This is a genomic window from Streptomyces sp. NPDC048644 (assembly GCF_043199105.1).
Lineage (GTDB): Bacteria > Actinomycetota > Actinomycetes > Streptomycetales > Streptomycetaceae > Streptomyces.
On sequence record NZ_JBICVO010000027.1, the window covers coordinates 25,792 to 46,159 of the forward strand.

Annotated in this window: 21 protein-coding genes and 1 pseudogene; 13 read left to right on the forward strand and 9 right to left on the reverse strand. The window is 69.5% G+C overall.

The annotated features are described in order from the left end of the window. Window positions 1-51: 51 nt before the first annotated feature. The 4 genes from ACGFNI_RS34495 to ACGFNI_RS34510 form a co-directional block, all read right to left on the reverse strand. On the reverse strand, window positions 52-888 hold the full coding sequence (locus ACGFNI_RS34495; RefSeq protein ID WP_393689498.1) for an RNA polymerase sigma factor SigF: 837 nt from the start codon (window positions 886-888) through the stop codon (window positions 52-54). Between the two features lie 201 nt (window positions 889-1,089). Next, complete coding sequence (locus ACGFNI_RS34500; protein WP_393689499.1) at window positions 1,090-1,899, reverse strand: RNA polymerase sigma factor SigF; 810 nt, start codon at window positions 1,897-1,899, stop codon at window positions 1,090-1,092. Between the two features lie 349 nt (window positions 1,900-2,248). Then, window positions 2,249-2,542: a Dabb family protein gene (locus ACGFNI_RS34505; protein ID WP_393689501.1), complete on the reverse strand. Its 294-nt coding sequence runs from the start codon at window positions 2,540-2,542 to the stop codon at window positions 2,249-2,251. A gap of 60 nt (window positions 2,543-2,602) precedes the next feature. Next, entirely contained in the window at window positions 2,603-2,767 is a 165-nt protein-coding gene (locus ACGFNI_RS34510; protein WP_227049380.1) for a hypothetical protein, read from the reverse strand. A gap of 490 nt (window positions 2,768-3,257) precedes the next feature. Here ACGFNI_RS34510 and ACGFNI_RS34515 point away from each other — a divergent pair. The 3 genes and pseudogenes from ACGFNI_RS34515 to ACGFNI_RS34525 all read left to right on the forward strand — a co-directional run. Then, window positions 3,258-3,456 (forward strand): annotated as a pseudogene (locus ACGFNI_RS34515) (DUF2127 domain-containing protein); the annotation flags it as partial. Between the two features lie 71 nt (window positions 3,457-3,527). Next, on the forward strand, window positions 3,528-4,025 hold the full coding sequence (locus tag ACGFNI_RS34520) for a hypothetical protein (protein WP_393689503.1): 498 nt from the start codon (window positions 3,528-3,530) through the stop codon (window positions 4,023-4,025). Between the two features lie 279 nt (window positions 4,026-4,304). After that, window positions 4,305-4,583, forward strand: a complete 279-nt coding sequence (locus ACGFNI_RS34525) for a hypothetical protein (protein ID WP_393689504.1) — start codon at window positions 4,305-4,307, stop codon at window positions 4,581-4,583. Between the two features lie 293 nt (window positions 4,584-4,876). On the opposite strand, the gene ACGFNI_RS34530 is transcribed toward ACGFNI_RS34525, so the two are convergent. Genes ACGFNI_RS34530 through ACGFNI_RS34545 form a run of 4 tightly spaced genes read right to left on the reverse strand, consistent with a single transcriptional unit; the run spans window position 4,877 to window position 8,493 of the window. Further along, entirely contained in the window at window positions 4,877-6,334 is a 1,458-nt protein-coding gene (locus ACGFNI_RS34530) for an amidase (RefSeq protein WP_393689506.1), read from the reverse strand. After that, window positions 6,325-7,542 carry an MAB_1171c family putative transporter gene (locus tag ACGFNI_RS34535; RefSeq protein WP_393689508.1) on the reverse strand — a complete coding sequence of 406 codons (1,218 nt, stop codon included), beginning with the start codon at window positions 7,540-7,542 and terminating at the stop codon, window positions 6,325-6,327. The genes ACGFNI_RS34530 and ACGFNI_RS34535 overlap by 10 nt, the downstream gene beginning before the upstream one ends. Before the next feature lie 7 nt (window positions 7,543-7,549). After that, window positions 7,550-8,059, reverse strand: coding sequence for a hypothetical protein (locus ACGFNI_RS34540; protein WP_393689509.1), 510 nt, complete (start codon window positions 8,057-8,059; stop codon window positions 7,550-7,552). Next, window positions 8,056-8,493, reverse strand: a complete 438-nt coding sequence (locus ACGFNI_RS34545; protein WP_393689510.1) for an XRE family transcriptional regulator — start codon at window positions 8,491-8,493, stop codon at window positions 8,056-8,058. Before ACGFNI_RS34545 ends, ACGFNI_RS34540 begins: the two co-directional genes overlap by 4 nt. A gap of 995 nt (window positions 8,494-9,488) precedes the next feature. Here ACGFNI_RS34545 and ACGFNI_RS34550 point away from each other — a divergent pair. Next, window positions 9,489-10,490, forward strand: coding sequence for a LuxR C-terminal-related transcriptional regulator (locus tag ACGFNI_RS34550; RefSeq protein ID WP_393689512.1), 1,002 nt, complete (start codon window positions 9,489-9,491; stop codon window positions 10,488-10,490). Between the two features lie 158 nt (window positions 10,491-10,648). Here the strand turns inward: ACGFNI_RS34550 and ACGFNI_RS34555 are convergent, their stop codons facing one another. Next, a complete protein-coding gene (locus ACGFNI_RS34555) occupies window positions 10,649-12,076 on the reverse strand; it encodes an MFS transporter (protein ID WP_393689514.1) in 1,428 nt (475 codons plus the stop codon). A gap of 104 nt (window positions 12,077-12,180) precedes the next feature. Here ACGFNI_RS34555 and ACGFNI_RS34560 point away from each other — a divergent pair, with 104 nt between their 5' ends. From ACGFNI_RS34560 to ACGFNI_RS34600, 9 genes are all read left to right on the forward strand, one after another. Beyond that, window positions 12,181-12,735, forward strand: coding sequence for a winged helix-turn-helix transcriptional regulator (locus tag ACGFNI_RS34560; protein WP_393689516.1), 555 nt, complete (start codon window positions 12,181-12,183; stop codon window positions 12,733-12,735). Between the two features lie 270 nt (window positions 12,736-13,005). Next, complete coding sequence (locus ACGFNI_RS34565; RefSeq protein ID WP_393689517.1) at window positions 13,006-13,377, forward strand: carboxymuconolactone decarboxylase family protein; 372 nt, start codon at window positions 13,006-13,008, stop codon at window positions 13,375-13,377. Between the two features lie 106 nt (window positions 13,378-13,483). Continuing rightward, window positions 13,484-15,382, forward strand: a complete 1,899-nt coding sequence (locus ACGFNI_RS34570) for an FAD/NAD(P)-binding protein (protein ID WP_393689519.1) — start codon at window positions 13,484-13,486, stop codon at window positions 15,380-15,382. 31 nt (window positions 15,383-15,413) lie between these two features. Beyond that, window positions 15,414-16,610, forward strand: coding sequence for an acyl-CoA dehydrogenase family protein (locus tag ACGFNI_RS34575; RefSeq protein WP_393689520.1), 1,197 nt, complete (start codon window positions 15,414-15,416; stop codon window positions 16,608-16,610). Next, entirely contained in the window at window positions 16,591-17,073 is a 483-nt protein-coding gene (locus tag ACGFNI_RS34580; RefSeq protein WP_393689522.1) for a PaaI family thioesterase, read from the forward strand. Before ACGFNI_RS34575 ends, ACGFNI_RS34580 begins: the two co-directional genes overlap by 20 nt. Window positions 17,074-17,101: 28 nt before the next feature. Next, window positions 17,102-17,527, forward strand: a complete 426-nt coding sequence (locus tag ACGFNI_RS34585; RefSeq protein ID WP_393689524.1) for a PaaI family thioesterase — start codon at window positions 17,102-17,104, stop codon at window positions 17,525-17,527. A 112-nt stretch (window positions 17,528-17,639) separates the two neighbouring features. Next, window positions 17,640-18,638 carry a methyltransferase gene (locus ACGFNI_RS34590; protein WP_393689526.1) on the forward strand — a complete coding sequence of 333 codons (999 nt, stop codon included), beginning with the start codon at window positions 17,640-17,642 and terminating at the stop codon, window positions 18,636-18,638. A 2-nt stretch (window positions 18,639-18,640) separates the two neighbouring features. Then, a complete protein-coding gene (locus ACGFNI_RS34595) occupies window positions 18,641-20,221 on the forward strand; it encodes an AMP-binding protein (protein ID WP_393689528.1) in 1,581 nt (526 codons plus the stop codon). A gap of 51 nt (window positions 20,222-20,272) precedes the next feature. Further along, window positions 20,273-20,368: S-adenosylmethionine synthetase N-terminal domain-containing protein (locus ACGFNI_RS34600; protein ID WP_352332740.1), on the forward strand; the 96-nt coding region annotated here is incomplete at its 3' end.

The following is a 20,368-nucleotide window of genomic DNA, read 5'->3' on the forward strand; positions in this document are numbered from 1 at the left end:
GTCCGCCGAGTGGTGCTCGATGGCCTCAACGACCTCTCGGCGGACCGTTCCTCATTCCGCGATGAGCCCTTCGCGCAGCTGCGAGAGAGTGCGGGTGAGCAGCCGGGAGACGTGCATCTGGGAGATGCCGACCTCCTCGCCGATCTGGGACTGCGTCATGTTGGCGAAGAAGCGCAGCATGATGATCTGGCGCTCGCGGGCCGGGAGTTTGGCCAGCAGCGGCTTGAGCGACTCGCGGTACTCCACACCCTCCAGGGCGCTGTCCTCGTATCCGAGGCGGTCCGCGAGGGAGCCCTCGCCGCCGTCGTCCTCGGGGGATGGCGAGTCCAGCGAGGAGGCGGTGTAGGCGTTGCCGACCGCCAGTCCGTCGACGACGTCCTCCTCCGACACCCCGAGGCAGCGGGCGAGTTCGGGGACGGTGGGCGAGCGGTCGAGCTTCTGGGCCAGTTCGTCACTGGCCTTGGTGAGCGCGAGCCGCAGCTCCTGGAGGCGGCGCGGTACCCGTACCGACCACGAGGTGTCGCGGAAGAACCGCTTGATCTCGCCGACGACGGTTGGCATCGCGAACGTCGGGAATTCCACGCCGCGTTCGCAGTCGAAACGATCGATGGCCTTGATCAGACCGATCGTGCCGACCTGGACGATGTCCTCCATCGGCTCGTTGCGGCTGCGGAATCGGGCCGCCGCGTACCGCACGAGCGGGAGGTTCAGCTCGATGAGAGTGTCGCGTACGTACGTACGCTCCGCGCAGTCCTTGTCGAGCGTGGCCAGCCGCAGGAACAGGGAGCGGGAGAGCGTGCGGGTGTTGATGGCGTCGTCGTCGTGCACGTGCGGTGCGGGCGCGGGAATCGCGGAAAGCACCTTTGAGCTGCCCAGTTCTACGGACATGCCACCCCCTTGAGGTCGCGGGTCGGGTCGCTGCGGCGTCCCCGGACCGAGGCGGACCGGGAAGTGATACCTCCACCTGAATACCGGAGGCAGCGCCGTGGCAAACGCGGTTCCTGCAGAATGTCACATGTCGGCAACACGCTGTAGCGCCAAGTCGACATATCTGCGCAGGATCGCGGGGCCCTCGGTACCCCGTCCCGGTTACGCCTCGATCCTGTTTGCGGACCGCAGCCGAGCGAAGCTCCGTGACAGTAGCCGCGAGACATGCATCTGCGACACCCCGAGCTCCGCGCTGATCTGAGATTGCGTCAAGTTGCTGTAGTAGCGGAGCAGCAGGATCCGCTGCTCGCGTTCGGGCAGCTGGACGAGGAGATGGCGCACGAGATCGCGGTGCTCGACGCCGGCCAGCTCGGGGTCCTCGTAGCCGAGGCGGTCCAGCAGGCCGGGCAGTCCGTCGCCTTCCTGGGCCGCTTCGAGGGAAGTGGCGTGATATGACCGCCCGGCTTCCAGGCAGGCCAGGACCTCTTCCTCGCCGATCTTGAGACGGTCGGCGATCTCGGCGGTGGTGGGGGAGCGGCCGTGCAGCACCGTCAGGTCCTCGGTCGCGCCGTTGACCTGCACCCAGAGTTCGTGCAGCCGGCGCGGTACGTGGACGGTGCGGACGTTGTCCCGGAAGTAGCGCTTGATCTCGCCGACGACGGTCGGCATCGCGAAGGTGGGGAACTGCACGCCGCGGTCCGGGTCGAAGCGGTCGATCGCGTTGATCAGGCCGATGGTGCCGACCTGGACCACGTCCTCCATCGGTTCGTTGCGGCTGCGGAAACGGGCGGCGGCGTAGCGGACCAGCGGCAGGTTCGCCTCGATCAGGGCGGCCCGGACCCGGGTGTGCTCGGGCGTGCCGGGTTCGAGCCCGGCCAGCTCGGCGAACAGCACCTGCGTGAGCGCCCGCGTGTCCGCGCTCCGGCTCTCGCGGGATGGAGCCTTGGGCGCAGTACGGGCCGTCACGGTCACGCCACCCTTCACAGTGCATGTATCCGGCAAAAGCGGTCATAGCATCACAAGACATGTGCAGTATGCGCAAGCACCGCATAACGCCGTGTTGGGTGGTGAGTTGAAGGGCGCGCGAAGGGGCGCGAAGGGGGTGCGGGCGCCTGTGGTGGCGCGACGTGTGACGGCGCGGACGCGCGTGCGGAGCGCGTGAGTGGCGCGCAGAGGCGCGCGGGCGTACGCCGTGGGGTTGAGGGTGCTCCGGGCCGCCGCGGGCGCTCTACGGGCCGTCAGGAGGCGCGTGCGGGCCGGAAGGTGGCCGAGGGGCCGGGCGGTGGCCGGAAGTGGGGGCGGACGGGGCCGCCGGGTGCGCTCAGAACTCGTAGTCGGCGATCACCCAGGTGGCGAAGGCGCGCCACTGCGCGGCTGCCGCCTGATGGGCCGGGTGTTCGATGTAGCGGGTGAGGGCTTCCCGGTCGGCGACGGCCGAATTGATCGCGAAGTCGCGGGCGATCGGGCGGTCGGTGATGTTCCAGCCGCACTCCCAGTGGGTCAGCTCCGGGATCTTGTCCCCCAGTTCCCTGAAGGCCCGTGCGGCGTCCTGCACGCGCGGCTCGTCGCGGGAGACGCCTTCGTTGAGCTGGAACAGGACCAGGTGGCGGATCACTGGGGCCTCCGTGCGGGCGGACGGTGCGCGGCCGGTCCTGGCCGGCCGCGGCGGCAGCGGTCAGCTGACCAGCTGCGTCATGAACTCGCCGACACCCTGAGCTGCGGACGAGATGCCCTCGAAGCCTATCTGGACGAGATCGGCGGCCCGTCCCGGGGAGGTGATGATCGTGTAGAGCACGAAGACGATGACCAGATACAACGCGATCTTCTTCGCTTGCGCCATCAGTCCCGTCTCCCCTACGGCAGTCCCTGCAGTTCCCCGGTGCAGTCGGGCGAGTTTAACCACACCGGCGCGCCGGTACCCCGGGGAGATCCCCGCCCGGCACCGGACGGGCCCGGCGGGTGCGGTGCGCCGTGTCCGGTCCGTCCGGTTCGTGCACCCGCGGCGCGGGCGGCGTCCTCATCTGGTCTTTAGGGACCAAAGGCCCCCGGGGGAAGGTCCTTTGTCTGCCGCGCGGGGTGTGCGGCGGAGGCAGGATGGAAGTGCCCCGGCGGGTCTGGCAGGAGTCCGCAGGGCCGGGATCCGGACCTCACTGCGGGGTCCGCGCCGCGCGATCCCCCCTGACCGCGGCGTGGACTTGGAGGTCCGGTCCCCTCCGGGGGAGGCGGCCGGTCCCCCGACGAGGCCGCCTCCCCCGACCCCCGCCCGTGGCGTATCGCCCGGCGTATACCGATTTCCGCTGCCGCTCGCACCCTTGGACGGCCCCCGGCCCGTGCCGCTGGAGATCCACGAGCTGACGGAGAAGATCAGCCGACTCAAGATCGCCGTACTGCTGGTGAACGTCCTCGCGATGCTCCACATCCTGCTCACCGGGCGGCTGTTCGGGCTGCGCGGCGGTCGGCGAGGAGCGGTACAGCGCCTGTCCGGCGGAGGTGGAGACCTCGGCCGCGGCGTCCGTCGTCACCGCATAATGGCTGACGACCCGCGGGCGTCCGAGCCCGCGACGCACGGCACGACCCACCGACCAAGGGGGAAGACGACCATGGACACGCACTCCGCGCCCGGAGTGGCCGACGAGGGCGGCACGAACGGGGCGAACTCCGGTCGCCGCCCGGCAGGTTCGGCCGCCGCGCGCCGGCCCGCCCTGGTGCTGGCGCTGCTCCTCGGCCTGCTCGCCGCGGCCGTCTCGCCCGCCGCTGCGGCGGTGCGCGGCGACGTCCCGCGTGCCGCCGTCGTACATCAGGTGGCCGCGCCGCACGGCACGCCGGCGCACGCCGCGCAGGCGCCGGGCGCCCTGAACGCCGGCGCGCGGACGGCGGGTGCGGCTCCGGCCGGCGCGTCGGCGGTGGCCGCGAAGGCGATGGCCGCCAAGCCGGTGGTCCTGGCCAAGGACAAGTCGAAGAAGAAAAAGAAGGGCTTCTTCAAGAAGCTCGGCATCTTCCTGATCGTGCTCTTCGTGATCTTCCTGCTGGTCATCGTCCTGGTGATCTGGCTGATCATCCACTTCATACGGCGCGCCTTCCGCCGCCGCAGGGACTGAGACGGCGCACCTGCGATCACCCCTCCGGCCCGGTTTCTCCGGGGCGGAGGGGTTTTTCGTGCGTGGGGCTGGAGCGGGCGGGTCGTCAACTCCCTTTGCATGTCGGGGCGTTGGTTGGCATCGGCGGGTGACGGCGGTGCGGGGGCGGACCGTTCCGCCGTGCGGGTGCCCGCATCGGTGAACCGTGGGGCCGTGGCCGGCGTCTTCCTCTTCATGCCCGTGGTGCCGCCGAGAGGCGCTGCCCGTGCCCGCCGAGTGGAGATGACAGGAGAGCTGACGATGGCCCGTGACGGATCCGCCGAGCGTGACGACCGGCCGGCCGGGGACGGTCCCTGGTGGGCCGGGATCGGGCCGGTCGGCGCCGTCGGCCTGATCGTCGCCGGGGCCGCGGTGGGCCTGTGGTTCTTCCTCCGCCTGCCCGGCACCCCGGACGAGCCGGGCACCGCCTTCTACGGGGTGGCCAAAATCCTCGCCATCGGCCTGGTCCTGGCGGGCACCGCCCTGCTGGGACGTCTGCGCGCCCGCGCCGGGGAAAGGCGGGATGGCGAGGGGGAATGACGGGCGCCGCCCCGTACGCAGCTTGGGGCATCGGCTGACTCTCGGTAAAGCAGGCGTCATTGTCGGTGGCCGACCGTAAGATCGCGGTATGCCTCAAACCTCCTGGTCCCCCTCGGTCACGGCGCAGTCCGTGAGTGCGGCGAACGAGGCCATACGCACCTTTATGGCCGAGCGCGCCGGCCGCGGCCTGTGGCCCGAGGAACAGGACGCCTACGAGCAGCTGCTCACGGACTGGGCCGCCGCCGTCGGCCAGGAGCCCGCCAGGCCCGATCCGTGCGCCGAATCCCCCGAGGTCAGCCGGAGTTGCCGCCGCGAGCGGGGCGATCGTCTGCCATGCCCGACGCCAGCAGCCCGGCCACGTGCGTGACGGTGCGGTCGGCCAGGTAGGGCCCGATGAGCTGGACGCCGAGCGGGAGCCCGTCGGCGGTGCTGCCCACGGGGACGGTGGCCGCGGGCAGGCGCACGGGGCCCGCGAGGTTGAGCCAGGCGGTCTGCTCCCAGTACCCGCGGCGCTCGCCGTCCACGGTGAGGTACCGCTCGGGGACGGGCACGCCGGACAGGTCGGGCAGGGCTGCGGTCGGTGCCGCCGGGGTGATGAGGATGTCGATGCCGTCGAAATAGGCCGCCCACCGCTTCCGCAGCAGCGCGCGTTCCTCGTCGGCGAGCAACCAGTCCCGGTGGCGCATGGTGCGGGCACGGAGGAAGGCCGCACCGGCTGAGGTCTTCCCCGGCGGGAGGTTCCCGGCGGCCGTGACCTCGGAGGCGAACGCCTCCGGGGCGGCGCTCGCGGCGGATGCGGCGAACATCAGGCGCTGGAAGAGGCGGTCGGAATCGGCCATGCCGACGGGGCGCGCGGTGGCGTCGACGCGGGCGCCGGCGCCGTGCAGGGCCTTGGCGACGTCGTCGAGCAGCGCGCGGGTCTCGGCGTCCACCCGGCAGTACGGATCGTCAGCCCAGATGCCGATGCGGTACTCGTGGAGCCGCTCGTGCCGGGGGGCGGGCAGCTCCAGGCGCCATGCGACGTCATCGTCGGGCGACGGGCCCGCCAGGGCGTCGAGGGCCAGGTCGAGGTCGGCGGCGGTGCGGGCGAGCGGGCCGACGGTGAGCATGTCCGTCGGTGTCAGCCAGCCGGGCGGGCGGGGGATGTGGCCGCGGGTCGGCACGATGCCGTGGCTGGGCCGCAGGCTGTGGACGCCGCAGTAGTGGCCGGGCAGCCGCAGCGATCCCGCCAGGTCACTGCCGATGCCCAGGGGGCTCAGGTGGGTCGCGACGGCCACGGCCTCGCCGCCCGACGAGCCGCCCGCGGTGCGCCGCGGGTCGACCGGGTGGGGCGTGGTGCCGAACAGCGGGTTGCTGGTCTGGAGGTCCTGGCACATCGGGGGCGTGTTGGTCTTGCCGATGACGACCGCGCCCGCGGTCCGCAGCCGCGCCACGGCGTCGGCGTCCCGTTCGGGCAGGTGCGCGGCCAGGTCCTGTGATCCGCAGGTGGTGCGCAGGCCCGCGGTCTCCAGCGAGTCCTTGACGGTGACCGGAAGGCCGAGCAGTGCCCCGCCGGCGCGGCCCGCGGCCCGCCGCTCGTCGGCTTCCGCTGCTGCGGCCATGGCGCCGTCGTGGTCGACGGTGACCACCGCGTGCTGCTCAGGGTGCCGGGCGATGCGCTCCAGGTGGGCGGCGGTCAGCTCGCGGCTGGAGATCTCGCCCCTTTCCATGGCGCGCAGTTGGTCGGCTGCCGGGCGGTGCGTCAGGTCCATGAGGGTGTCGTTTCCTGTTCTGCGGGTGCGGGGGTGAAGTGGGCGGCGATACGGAGCAGGGCGCGGACGTCGTCGTCCGGGGTGCGCACGTCCTCGCGGGTGCCGGCGTCGGCGTACTCGGCCGGGGTCTGCGGTGCCACGTCGTGCCGGTGGGCGGCGAGCGCGGCGCGGAGCTGGTCGGCGGTGACGGCGCAGGCCAGTTCGGCGCCGTCGAGACCTGCCGCGCGGTGGCGCCGTTCGGACGCGGTGCGTACCGACTCCTCCAGGCGGTGCCGCAGCGCCCATTGGCCGTCCCGGATCTCCACGGTGCGGCGGTAGAGGTGCCAAGTGGTGTCCCACAGCCGCAGTCGGGACGCGGCGCGGGTGCGGGCGGGCTGGAGGGCGACGGTGGGTACGGCGTGGTGCACCGCGTCCCACAGCGGCGCCAGGGCCTGGTGGTCGCGGCGCGCGCGGCTCCAGGCCCGCAGGCGCGGGACGACGTGCACCGCCAGGGTCGGGAGGAAGAACCCGGTCAGCACGAGCGCGTTGCCGCCGTCGGCGCAGAGCCAGGCGAGGCTCTCGACGGCGGGTGCGGGGCGGCTCAGGCCGAACAGGGCGGATCCCACGCCGGCGATGCGGATGGCGCTGTAGCCGAAGGTCAGCACCGCTCCGGCGCCGACGATGCGCAGTCCGCGGGCGATCCACGCCTGGTCCGTACGGCGGGCGGCGGCCCGGCAGCCCAGTGCGAGCACGGCCTGGCCCGCGCAGTAGACGACGAGGTAGAGCGCCAAGTACGCCTGGTAGACGCCGGAGTGGAGGTACGCGGCGGTGATGCCCTGCGGGGTGGTGCGGTCCGTGGCGGGGAGCTGGAGGAACAGTGCCGCCAGGGCCAGGATGACCGCGGCTCCCGCCCCGCGGTACAGGCGGGCCCGCCTGCGGGCCTTCTCCGGCGGCAGCACCCAGTGGGCGAGGACGACCGGTTGGTGGGAGACCTGGGCCACCACGGCGGTGAAGGCGGCGAGGATGCCGAAGGCGGGGCGTCCCGTGGCGTCGCCGAGCAGCGTCCACACCGGCGCGATGGACACCAGGAAGGAGACGGCGCAGAAGCCGTAGACGCAGGTCAGCGCGGCCAGCGCGGGGTCCTGGCGCAGCCGCCGCGGCGGCCAGAGCAGCAGCAGGAATCCGGCCACGGCCAGCACCGCGCACAGGGGGTGGAGGAGTTGCTGCACGCGCCCGCTATCCCCTCTTGCGCAGTAACGTCGCCGCCACGAGATCGTGGCCGCCGGTGCGCCGTCCCGGGTGGTGCACGTGACGCTGGAGGTAGGAGCCGATCAGCTCGGCCTCCCGCTCGTCCTGGTACGTGTAGTCGCTGCGGCCCAGCATCATCTTCACCGCCGACGGGTCGAGGGTGGTGATCAGCCGGTCCGTCAGCGGCTTCGAGCCGGGGGTGTCCAGGTTCTCGTGATGGGCGCACAGGATGTGGGCCAGCTCGTGGGCGAGGATGTGGTCCTGGTGGGCGCGGCTGGTCTTCCGGTGGACGAAGACGTAGTCGATGCCTTCCACGGTCCGTATCCACATGCCGCAGACGCCCTGCACGCTGTCCACGGGGGCGGGCGCGACGCGGATCGAGTGGCCCGACCGTTCCTCGATGGCAGGCAGCAGGTCCCGAATGCACGCCGCCTGCGGGAGGTTGAGGTCGCGGACGAAGCGCCGGCAGTCGCGCCGTGTGGTGTCCCTGCGCCTCACCTGCACTCGTCCGTCCGCTCGCCGGCCGGTCCTGGACGCAGTCCTTCCCGCTCGCGGATGTGCTCGATGGTGTCGAGTACCTGCTCCACGCTCTGCGGGGAGAGCCCGGCGACGCGGGTGGCCACGCGCCGCACCCCGCACTCGCGCAGCTGCCTGACGAAGCCGAGTTCGCCCTCGACCTTGGCGGCGACGTCGTCGTCGAAGAAGTAGGACACCGGGACGCCGAAGAACCTCGCCAGCGTCTCCAGATGGCGTCGGGTGGGATTGTCCCGCCGTCCGGTGCGCAGTTGCCACAGGTAGACGTGGGAGAGCGTCGGGCCGCCGCGGTCGACCAGCATCCTGGCGACTTCCTGGTTCGTGTAGGGGCCGCGGTCCGGCGGGTGCACCTCCTCAAAGAGCCTGTTCAGGCGCCCGCCGAATGCGTCTACCGGCACGAAGGCCCCCCGGGTGGCGTGTGTTGACGTTGCATCGCAGGGTGTGTCAGATTCATCAGCGGCAGACTAGCTGAGGTTAATCACGCCAACCAGCCCGTACCGCAGTAATGCGCCGTTCCCGAATCAACCGAGGCGAGGGCCATGTCATCGCGCACCTCGCACAGTTGCCTGTAATAAAGACCTCCTGCACGCCAGGACGTTTGTATACAGCCACCTCATTGTGCTGCCCCTGGGGGAGGAGCAAGCAGTGCCATGAACGATTCCCACGACTCCTTGTGGAGTACCCGGAGCGGCCGAAGGCGACAGGGCCTGCCAGCCGCGGGCGTATGTCAGGTCAAGCTCATTCCACCGTATGGACGTTGGCGTTTTCCGGGTGGTATTCCCTATGGCGGCCTTTGTACCGGACCGCGTCACGTGACACGTGGCCGGAATGCGGACCGGGCCCCCACGCAGCAGCGGCGCCCCTGCGGGCCGGCCGCGAGGGTCCTGCCGTAGCGGGAGCCCTGCTGTGACGGGAGCCCTGCCGTAGCGGGAGCTTCGCCGTACCTGTTCTCGTGAGGGCGGCCGGTTCGCCGGTGCCCCCTCGCCCTTCGTCGCCGCACTCCGCGGATTTCCCTGGAGCGATTCGGGGCATGTGGTGCGCAATTTCCGTGACGTGGCGGGCCGATGAAGAGTTCGCGGCGAATTGTTGAGGCGGGAATCAACGCTGTGTGAGTCCGGGAGATGGTGTTCCGGTGCGCGCAAGAGTCCCGTCAACAGATGTTTGGCACAGTGCTGTGCATTCCTCTTCGACAGTAGCGTTTGAGCCATCCACTGACGTCGCACATATGACAGGGGCACATGGGGGCATCGGCCGGAAACGGACGATGGGCCCGGAGTGGCCGATACCGCACGGCGAATTCATCCGGATATGACCACGGATTCCATCCGGCGTGACGTCCGGGACACGGCACTCCGCCGTCTCCGATACGTCACGTCAACAGAGAGGAAATGACATGGATGCTCTGGTGAACGAATGCTCGGTGACCGGCGGGACCTCGATGGAACTCACGTCGGCGGAGTTAGCGTCCTACCAGCGCATTGCCGAGCAGGGTCCGGTACCCGTCGGCGAGATGACGTCCGACGGGCAGGGTGGCATCAGCGTCCACGCGGTGGACAATCTGATCGCCGCGGGCCTGGTACGACGGCTGGGAAACGACCATCTGGCGGCCGTCGACCCCGCCGGAGTGTCGGATCAGCTCCTGGAGAAATGGGAGGAACGGGTGCGCGGCGCGCAGTTCGACTTACTGTGGATGCGCAGCCAGTTCGCCGAGCTGAAACTGATCTACGCGACGCAGCAACAGCCCGCCCAGGGGCCGCAGTTGGAACGGATCGACTCGCACGATGAGCTGGTCAGGGCCCTGGAGCGGCAGGCGGCCGAATGCCGCCAGGAAGTGCTGTCCGCCCGACCCGGCGGGCCACGCCAGGACGCGGAGCTGCTCGAAGCCCGCCACCGCTACCAGTCGCTGCTCGGACGCGAGGTACGGCTGCGCACCCTCTACCAGTACTCCACCCGCTTCGACCCGTTGACGGCTCAGGAAGCCATCGACGCGGGGGCCGAGGTCAGGACCGTGACGGGGGATCTCGCCCGGTTCATCATCTTCGACCGCAAGGTGCTCTTCATTCCGCTCCAGGACGGACCTGGCGGTGCGCTCGTGATCCGGAACTCCGATCTCATCACCTTCGCCGCCGAGATGTTCAACTCGCTCTGGCTGACCGGCGATCTCCTGAACAAACCGCGGGACAGAACGTTCATCCATACGCTGGCGAACCAGACGAAGCAGTCCATCCTGCAACACCTGATCGACGGCGCCGACGACCGGACGACGGCCCGCGCCCTGGGTATCTCGGTGCGTACCTGTCAGCGCCATGTCTCGGAGATGATGCGGCAGGTCGGCGCCTCCAGCCGCCTCCAACTGGGGTTTCTGCTGCGCGAGCAGGAGCCGGTGGCGTGGTGAGCGGGGCGACCGACCGGGGCGGCTGACGGGTCGCCCGGCACCAGGGGCGAGAATCGGCCATGTACCGGCGGGAGTTGGCCGCCGACGGACGCCGACGGATGCGCATCCGCAGGGGGGATGCGCATCCGTCGGCTGCGGTCCCGCCGTCGGCCGGTGCCTCAGACCGACGAGGCCAGGCGCGGGGATTCCACCGGGCTCTCGGACTCCGGGCGCTCCCGGCAGAGGGCGACGAGGACGGCTCCGGCGATGGTGAGGGCGCCGGAGATGGCCGCCGCGTAGGTCAGCCCCGCGCCCATCTCGTGGGCGGCGCCCCCGCCGCGCGGCGCGAGCGCCAGAACGGCCGCGACCAGCGCGACACCCAGCGACGAACCGAGGTAGCGCGAGGCGTTGTTCGCCGCGGAGCCCACGGCGACGCGGTGGGCGGGCACGCTCCGTACGGCAAGTCCGGCGAGCGCCGCGTTGACCACGCCGCTGCCGAGTCCGGCCAGTACGAGGCCCGGTACGAACCGCCACCACGAGGACTGCTCGGTGATCCCGATCAGGACGAGTTCGCCGACGCCGCAGACGACCAGGCCGGCCGCGACCTGAAGGCGGTCCCCGACGAGGGCGACGAACCGGCGGGCCTGCGGCGCGGCCACGAAGGACAGACCGGACCAGAACGCGAGCAGGGCGGCGCTGGCCAGGGGGCTCATGCCGAGCATGGTCTGCGCCGCGATCGGCACGTACGTCATGAGGCCGATCACGCCCATGCCGGTCATCAGCGCGCCGACGATGGACGCGACGAACGCGGGGCGGCGCAGCAGCCCGAGGTCCAGCATCGGTTCCGCGACGCGCTTCTCGACCACCACGAAAGCGGCCAGCAGGAGCACCGCGGCCACCAGGAGGACCAGCACGTGCGGCTGGGTCCAGCCGCTGCGTCCCTCGGTGAGGCCCGCGATCAGCAGCATGATGCCGCCGCCGAGGGTGAGCACACCGGCCAGGTCGAAGCTGCGCCGGTGCGCGCTGCGGGACTCCTCCAGCGCCCGGGTGCCCCAGAGCATGACCAGCGCGGCGGCGAGGGCGATGACCCAGTAGGTGACCCGCCAGTCGGTGACCTTGCCCAGGAGTGCGGAGTACACCGGGCCGATGGCGATGCCGCCGCCGACCATCGCTCCCCACAGGCCGGTGGCGCGTGCCCGCTCGGGACCGGGCGGGAAGACGTGGCCCAGGAGGCCGAGGCTGGACGCCAGGAGTGCGGCGCTCGCCGCGCCCTGCACGATGCGGCCCAGGACGAAGACCGGGGTGACGGGGGCGACGGCGCACACCACGGTGGCGAGCGCCAGCAGCCCGCCGCCGATCACGAACATCCGCTTGCGGCCGAAGTCGTCGGCGAGGGTGCCGGCCATCATCAGGCAGGCCGCGAGACCGACGCTGATGCTGCCCAGGATCCAGGTCTGGCCCGCCGCTCCGGAGCCGAGCGCGGTCCTGATGGTCTGCACGGTCGATACGGGGGCGGTGAAGTTGATCAGCACGAGCAGGGTGGCCACGCACGACAGCGCGAGGGTCGCGCGTGCGGAGGAACTGCGGGCGACCGGTTCGGTCGTCACTACTACCCCCAAGGGTTGATGTACCGGACGAGAGACCGCACTCTAGCAGGGTAGTTCATTCACTGAACTGCACAGTTCGGTGAATGTACTGTTAAACTGAGCGGGTGGCATTGGGACGTGGCTACGCGGGTCAGGACTGTTCGATGGCCCGCGCACTTGAGGTGGTCGGGGAGCGCTGGACGCTCCTCGTACTCCGCGATTGCTTCTACGGGGTGCGGCGCTTCGGCGATTTCCACGCCCACCTCGACATCCCCCGCGCCGTGCTCGCCGACCGCCTCAAGGCCCTGGTGACCGTCGGGGTGATCGAGCGCCACCCGCACGTCACGGGAGTCGAGGTCGACTACGTCCTCACCGAGCGCGGGGCCGACCTCTGGCCGATGGTGTACTCCCTGGCGCAGTGGGGCGAACGCTGGCTCGCCCCCCAGGGCGCCCGGCGGCTCTTCAGCCACGCGCCGTGCGGCACGGACATCGACTCCGGCGGTGAGTGCCCCGCCTGCGGCGTCGTCCCCCCGCCCGCCGACCTCGCGGTACGTCAAGGTCCCGGCGCCGACCCGGGGTTGCGCGACGACCGGGTCAGCGCGGTGCTGCGCGGTGGCCCGCACCGGCTGATGACGGACCTGTTCCCGGAGCCGGCCCGCACCGGCCCTGCCGCTTCCTGAGCGACGGCGCCGCGGGCCGTACGCCGCCCGCCGTCGTCTTCAGGACACGGTTGCGCGCCCCGACGGGCCGCCGCGGCCGGGCCGTGTGAAATGCCCGCCTTGTCACTCTCCTGTTTACGACAGTCCTGATCACGACAGTTGCCTGGCCTGTCGGCGCCGCATGCCTTTCTGCCAGGCTTTTCTCCGAGGGCACGGCGGCGGCTCCGGGGGAGACACCCCGCCCTTGAGGACGCGAATCATTCCATGGCGTTTCGGGGGAGGGGATCACGCATGCGTGGATCCGATTGGGAGAACGGCGATGCACTACGGCGCGAAGTCCTGGGAAACGCATATGTCGACGGCGTTTCCGATGCCTGGGCCGGCGCAGCCGAGTTGCAGGACCTGGTCGTGCGATTCGCCTGGGGAACCGTCTGGCAGCGGCCGGCGTTCGACCGGAAACTCAAAAGCCTGCTGACGGTCGCCATGCTGACCGCGATGAACCGTAAGCACGAGCTGGAACTGCACATCGGCGGCGCACTGCGCAATGGATGCACCGTCGACGAACTCGTCGAGGTCGCCGTCCATTCCGCCGTGTACTGCGGGGTTCCCGCCGCGATCGACACCGTGCGGTCGATCAAGCAGATCAGCGATGAAGTGTGCTGAACCGACGGCCCTGAAAGATCCGGCCGAGGCCATTCGCCCGCCGCGGGCCCGTCGGCCCACCACGTTCCGCACCAACTTAATTGGGAAAACCTGACGGAGTCCCATCATGAAACAGAGGACAGTGCACACAGTCGGCATCATCGGCGTGGGCCCCCGCGGTCTGTCCGTCCTGGAGCGCATTGTGGAGAACGCGCGGGACCGGGTCGACACCCCGATCGTGATCAACCTCTTCGAACCCTGGAATTTCGGCTCCGGTGACGTCTGGCGGACCGATCAGTCCCCCGACCTCATCATGAATATCGTCTCCTCCCAGATCACCGCCTTCGCGGACGACAGCGTGCAGATATCAGGTCCGGTCCGTTACGGTCCGAGCCTGTACGAATGGTCGGTCAAACTGGCGGCCGGTGACCTTTCCGGAACCTATGGCGCCGAGGTCATCGCGGAGGCCGCTGAGGTGCACGAGAACACCTACTGCCGCCGGTCCTTCTACGGGCACTATCTCGAATGGGCATACCGCGAGCTGGTGCGCAACCGCCCGGCCACCATCGACATACGCGAACACCGCTGCAAGGTCGTCTCGGTGCTCGACACCGACGGCGGCGGCCAGTTGGTGACCGGTGACGGCGGGCAGGCGGTCGAGGTCGACGAGCTGGTGCTCGCCACGGGGCACGGCGCGGTGGGCCTGTCCGCCGCCGAGCAGCGGCTGCGGAGCTTCGCCGACGGCGTGAGCGGTCTGTTCCAGCCGCCGGCCAACCCCGCCGACGTCGACCTCGACCGGATCGCCCCTGGCCAGCGGATACTCGTCCGCGGCCTCGGACTGTCCTTCTTCGACTACATGTCGCTGCTCACCGCGGGCCGCGGCGGCAGGTACGAGAGGCGCGACGGCACGCTCCGCTACCTCCCGTCAGGCAAGGAGCCGCACATCGTCTGCGGATCGCGCCGCGGCGTGCCGCTGCACGGCCGGGCGGACAACGAAAAGGGCGACCGGCGCTACGAGCCGAAGGTGCTCACCGAAGTGCACATCGACAAGCTGCGGTCGAATGCAGGACCCGACGGCGCACTGGATTTCCGGCGCGACTGCTGGCCGCTGGTCGCCAAGGAAGTCGAGACCGTCTACTACACGCGCCTGGTGGAGATCAGGGAAGGGAAGGAAGCGGCGGAAGAATTCAGCACGCTCTACACCTTCCTCCCCTGGTCCTGTGACTCCGAGGGTGTCGTCCTGCGCAAGTTCGACGTGCCGGAAGAACAGTACTGGGACTGGTCCAGGGTGGCGCAGCCGTGGACCGAGACCGATATCGCGTCGGCCGGGTCCTGGCATGCATTCCTCCGGGCGTACCTGGTCACCGACGTATTCGAGGCACGCCAGGGAAACGTCAGCAGTGCCGTGAAGTCCGCGCTCGACGTCCTGCGCGACATCCGCAACGAGATGCGGTACGTGATGAAGAACGGCGGCATCGAGGGCAGCTCCTACCAGAACGACGTGGAGGGCTGGTTCAATTCGCTGCACGCGTTCTTGTCCCTGGGCCCGCCGTGGAGCCGGATCGAAGAGCTGATCGCCCTGATCGACTGCGGTGTGGTCGAGGTGGCGGGGCCGCGCTTCTCGGTGGAATTCGACGAGGCGGAAGGGGTGTTCGTCGGGCGTTCGGCAGTACCCGACGACGTCCACCGGAGCACCGTACTGATCGATGCGCGGCTGCCCAAGGTGGATCTCGCCAGGACGAGCAACTCGATTCTGGTCCACCTGAAAGAGCAGCAGCAGGTCAAGCACTTCACCGTGCGGACCGCTTCGGCCGGTGAATACATCACCGGGGGCGTCGCGGTCACCGAGCGGCCTTTCCGTGTCATCAGGAGCGACGGTTCGATCCATGCCAAGCGCTATGTGTTCGGCGTCCCGACGGAGGGCGTGAACTGGGTCACCGAGACCGGCATCCGCCCGCACGTCAACTCCATCACGGTCGGCGACAGCGATTCCATCGCCCGTGCCGTACTGGGTCTTTCCGCGTGACCGTATTCCTGACACGAGAAGGAAGTGAAACATGAGCCCGCTTTCCGTCGCGGAGCCCGACCCCCTGGACATTCTCGCGGTCGACGACGAACTCGGCGAGACCGAACGGGACATCAGAGACACCGTGCGGTCCTTCGCCAGGACGGAGCTGGCCCCGTACATCGCCGAGTGGTTCGAAGCCGACACGATGCCGCGTGACCTCACCAAGCGCTTCGGGGCGCTGGGACTCCTGGGCATGCACCTGGACGGGTACGGCTGCGCGGGCACCAGCGCCACCGCGTACGGCGTGGCCTGCCGCGAACTGGAGGCCGTCGACTCGGGGTTGCGTTCCTTCGTCTCGACGCAGGGCTCGCTGGCCATGTACGCCATCCACCGGTGGGGATCGGATGAGCAGAAGCAGCAGTGGCTGCCGGCCATGGCCGCCGGAGACGCGGTCGGCTGTTTCGGCCTGACGGAGCCGGACGCCGGATCGGATCCCAGCACGATGCGGACGCGGGCCAGGCGGCAGGGCGACGACTGGGTGCTCGACGGCTCGAAACTGTGGATCACCAACAGCCCGATCGCCGAGGTGGCCGTGATCTGGGCGCAGACCGATCCCGAACAGGGCACGAAGGGCATCCGCGGCTTCGTCGTCCCCACGGACACCCCCGGATTCACCGTCAACCAGATCACCAGGAAGCTTTCCCTGCGCGCTTCCGTGACCGGTGAACTCGTCCTGGAATCCGTACGGTTGCCGGGAAATTCGATGCTGCCCGAAGCCAGGGGCCTTTCCGGGCCGCTGACCTGTCTGAGCGAGGCACGTTTCGGAATCATCTGGGGCGCGGTCGGCGCCGCCCGCGCCTGTTACGAGACGGTGCTCGACTACGCCGGTCAGCGCGAGCAGTTCGGGCGGCCGATCGCCGGATTCCAGCTGACCCAGCAAAAGCTGGCGGAGATGGCCGTACAGATCACCCAGGCATCGCTGCTTGCCGCCCGGCTCGGCCGGCTGAAGGACAGCGGCACGCTCCAGCCGGTCCAGATCAGCGTCGGCAAGCTGGCCAATGTGCGGGCGGCACTCGACGTCGCGCGCAGTGCCCGCACCATTCTGGGCGGCAACGGAATCACCCTGGAATACCCGGTGTTCCGGCACATGGTCAATCTGGAGACGGTGCTGACCTACGAGGGCACCGAGGAAATGCACCTGCTGTCCATCGGCAAGGCGGTGACCGGTGTCCAGGCATTCCGCTGACCTGACAACCGCCGATGAGCGGGCCGGAACGGTGCGCAACCGTACGACAGGGGCCGCGCTGCCCGACTTCGCGCTCCGCGTCGCCGGTGAATTCGCCGCTGCCGCCGGGCTGGTCATCGACGAGGCGGACGGCACCCGCGTACGCGGCCATATCGACCTCGGCGTGGACCACCACACGCCGTGGGGAATCGTGAACGGCGGCGTTTACACCACGGCCGTCGAAAGCGCTGCCACCGTCGGCGCGTCCCTCGCGGTGGCGGGCGACGGGCAGCGCGCCGTCGCCCTGCACATCTCCACCGACCTGCTGCGCTCGCGGACCGAAGGCCGCGCCGAGGTCACCGCCGAGCCCGTGCACCAGGGGCGCACCCAGCAGATCTGGGCGGTCACGATCTCGGCTGAACGGCCCCTCGCCCGCGGGCAGATCCGCTTGCAGAACGTCGACCTCGACCGGGGTCCTGCTTGACCCGCACGCAGCCGTTACAGGAGAGAGCATGGCCACATTCCCTGAGATGAGTCTCGACAAGGCGAGCCGTTTTCTGGCCGCGCTCGGCCTGGAATTCGACGAGATCACCGCGGACGCGGTGGCGGGACGTATCGAACTCGGCCCGCAGCACCACAATCCGTGGGGCGTCGTCCACGGCGGCGTCTACAGCACCGTCGTCGAACGCGCGGCCAGCGTGGGCGCCTCACGCGCCGTGCACGACCAGGGCCTGTTCGCCGTCGGCGTGCACAACATGACCGACGTATTCGTCACGACGGTACAGGGCCCGGCAGTGGTCACCGCCTATCCGGTATTCCAGGGCGAACTCCAGCAGGTCTGGTCGGTGGACGTGTCCGCCGAAGGCAGCGGCACCCTGCTGGCCCGCGGACAGCTGCGGCTCCAGAACGTTCCGGCGCGGAATTCCGGCAACGGCTGACGACGACCCGAAATCCGGCGCATACGACGCACGCCTCCACCGGGCGTGCCGACCGAGAACCACCACGGAACCCGGGACGCCCGGGAACGTGGGAATCCTGAAAGGAAAGCGCATGACTGCGTCACCGACCCGCAAGGTACTGGACCTGATGATCGGCTACTGGGCATCGCAGAGTGTCTACGTGGCCACCAAGCTGAACCTCCCCGAGCACATCGCCGCGGGACACACGACCAGCCATGAACTGGCCGCGGTGACCGGTACCCACGAGCGCTCCCTTTTCCAGCTGATGCGCTTCCTCGTGGGCCTCGGCGTGCTCCAGGGCGACGACGAGACCGGCTTTTCCCTCACGCCGTCCAGCGAACTCCTCAAGGAAGACGCCCCGGATTCGCTGCGTGATCTCGTGCTGATGTACGGCGAGGAGTTCTACCAGACGTGGGGGAATCTGCTCCACAACGTCCAGACCGGTCAGCCGGCGTTCGAGGCCACGTTCGGCGCCTCGATGTACCCGTACTTCACCGCCAATCAGGAGTCCGCCCGGCGATTCGACGGCACCATGGCCGGCGGCGCGTTCTTCACCGACCTGCCCCGCGTCTTCGATTTCTCCGCCACCCCCACCGTGGTGGATATCGCGGGCGGCACCGGCGGCCTGCTTTCCGAGGTTCTCAAGGCGTCCCCGCAGACCAAGGGCGTGCTGTTCGACCAGGCGCACGTGATCGAGGCCGCGAAGGAAGCCATGGCGGACCGCGGTCTGACGGACCGGGTTTCCTACGCCGAGGGCGACTACACCGAGGCACTGCCAGACGGCGGCGACGTCTACCTGTGGTCGCGCATTCTGCACAGCCGCTCCGACGCCTCCTGCGTTGACCTGCTGAAGCGCTGCCGTGACGCCCTGAACCCGGACGGCACCGTCATCGTGCTGGAGCGCACGATCCCGCCGACCGGCGAATCCTCGCTCGGGCTCTGGTTCGACATGCAGATGATGGTCCTGGTCGGCGGAACCGAGCGCAGCGAAAAGGAATACGCGGACCTTTTCGACCGCTCGGGACTCGCCCTCCACTCCGTGCTTCCGCTGTCCCTCGACATGTTCGCCATAGTCGCGAAGCGCGCGTAACCATGGCGCCCACATCCGCGACCGGCCAGGCATTCACCGAGCTGACACCGGTTTCGTTCCTGCGTCGCGCCGCCGCTGTGTTCGCCGACCGCCCCGCCGTCGTCGACGGAGAATTCCGTTGCACCTACGCGGAGTTGTGGGAGCGGGCCCAGCGGCTGGCGGGACTGCTCGCGCGACACGGTGTGCAGCCGGGTGACCGGGTGTGCGTGCTCGCGCCCAACACCCATCTGACGCTCGAAGCGCATTACGGGGTGCCGCTGGCCGGCGCGGTGCTGGTCGCCTTGAACACCCGGCTTTCCGCCGGTGAAATCGGCTACATCATCGAACACAGCGGCGCCCGCCTGGTTCTGGCGGACACCGAACTGCTGCCGCTGCTCGATAACGCACTCGGCGAGCCGGGCGAACGGCCCGGCGTCATCACCTCGGACGATTATGACCAGTTGGTCGCCGATTCCCCCCGCCGCCGCGTCGAGGTGACCGATGAGCGGGGGCTGCTCGCGATCAATTACACCAGTGGAACCACCGGTCGCCCGAAGGGCGTGATGTACCACCACCGGGGCGCCTATCTGAATGCGCTCGCCATGGCGTTCCACACCACCATGGACACCGCGACGCGCTATCTGTGGACCCTGCCGATGTTCCACACCAACGGATGGTGTTTCCCGTGGGCGGTCACCGCGGCCGGCGGAGTGCATCACTGTCTGCGCAAGGTCGATCCCGTCGAAATCTGGCGGGCACTCATATCCGACGGCGTGACGCATCTGTGTGCGGCGCCGACCGTGCTGTCGATGCTCGCCGACCACTCTGACGCGACCCCTTTGGCGCGCCCCGTGCGGGTATTCGCCGGCGGGGCGCCACCGCGCCCGACACTGCTGGCCCGGGTGACCGAACTCGGCCTGGACGTCACGCATTTCTACGGCCTCACCGAAACCTTCGGAAACGCGTTGCTGTGCGTCGGGCAACCCGAATGGGAGGGCCTGGCCCCCGGCGACCGGTCCGGACGGGTCGCCAGGCAGGGCATCGCCAATGTCGTCGGCGAACCCGCGCGGGTGGTCGACCGGGCAGGCAACGAAGTCCCGGCCGACGGCAATTCGGTCGGCGAGATCCTGCTCCGCGGCAACAACGTCATGCTGGGCTATTTCCGGGACGAGCAGGCCACTGCCGACGCGACGGCCGGCGCATGGTTCCGTACCGGAGACCTCGCGGTGCGCCATCCCGACGGCTATGTGGAGATCAAGGACCGCGCCAAGGATGTCATCATCTCCGGTGGCGAGAACATCACGTCGGTGGAAGTGGAAAACGCGCTGACCGCGCACCCGGAAGTGGCCGACGCGGCCGTGGTCGCCGGTCCGCACGACGTCTGGGGCGAGGTCCCGATCGCTTTTGTCACCCACCGTCCCGGCGGCTGTGTCGGCGAACGGGAGCTGATCGAATTCGTGCGGTCCCGGCTGGCCCGTTTCAAGGCGCCGCGGCGCGTTTTCTTCGGCCGGCTGCCCACGACGTCGACCGGCAAATTGCAGAAGAACCTGCTGCGCGAACGGGCCCGTGCACTCGTTTCCGAGGAGAAAGCCACCACTCCATGACGGGAGCCGTCCCCCGCCCCGTCTCTTGAACTGCCAGGAAAGGATGAGTAGATGTCCCGCCGCCTGTTCACCTCGGAGTCCGTGACCGAGGGCCACCCCGACAAGATCGCTGATCAGATCAGCGACACGATTCTCGATGCGCTGTTG

Bases quoted from the DNA above. Each gene is read 5' to 3' on its own strand.
- ACGFNI_RS34495 (WP_393689498.1), bottom strand. From the start codon at position 888: ATGTCCGTAGAACTGGGCAGCTCAAAGGTGCTTTCCGCGATTCCCGCG.
- ACGFNI_RS34510 (WP_227049380.1), bottom strand. From the start codon at position 2,767: ATGGCGCAAGCGAAGAAGATCGCGTTGTATCTGGTCATCGTCTTCGTG.
- ACGFNI_RS34520 (WP_393689503.1), top strand. From the start codon at position 3,528: ATGGACACGCACTCCGCGCCCGGAGTGGCCGACGAGGGCGGCACGAAC.
- ACGFNI_RS34525 (WP_393689504.1), top strand. From the start codon at position 4,305: ATGGCCCGTGACGGATCCGCCGAGCGTGACGACCGGCCGGCCGGGGAC.
- ACGFNI_RS34530 (WP_393689506.1), bottom strand. From the start codon at position 6,334: ATGGACCTGACGCACCGCCCGGCAGCCGACCAACTGCGCGCCATGGAA.
- ACGFNI_RS34550 (WP_393689512.1), top strand. From the start codon at position 9,489: ATGGATGCTCTGGTGAACGAATGCTCGGTGACCGGCGGGACCTCGATG.
- ACGFNI_RS34565 (WP_393689517.1), top strand. From the start codon at position 13,006: ATGCGTGGATCCGATTGGGAGAACGGCGATGCACTACGGCGCGAAGTC.
- ACGFNI_RS34570 (WP_393689519.1), top strand. From the start codon at position 13,484: ATGAAACAGAGGACAGTGCACACAGTCGGCATCATCGGCGTGGGCCCC.
- ACGFNI_RS34575 (WP_393689520.1), top strand. From the start codon at position 15,414: ATGAGCCCGCTTTCCGTCGCGGAGCCCGACCCCCTGGACATTCTCGCG.
- ACGFNI_RS34585 (WP_393689524.1), top strand. From the start codon at position 17,102: ATGGCCACATTCCCTGAGATGAGTCTCGACAAGGCGAGCCGTTTTCTG.
- ACGFNI_RS34590 (WP_393689526.1), top strand. From the start codon at position 17,640: ATGACTGCGTCACCGACCCGCAAGGTACTGGACCTGATGATCGGCTAC.
- ACGFNI_RS34595 (WP_393689528.1), top strand. From the start codon at position 18,641: ATGGCGCCCACATCCGCGACCGGCCAGGCATTCACCGAGCTGACACCG.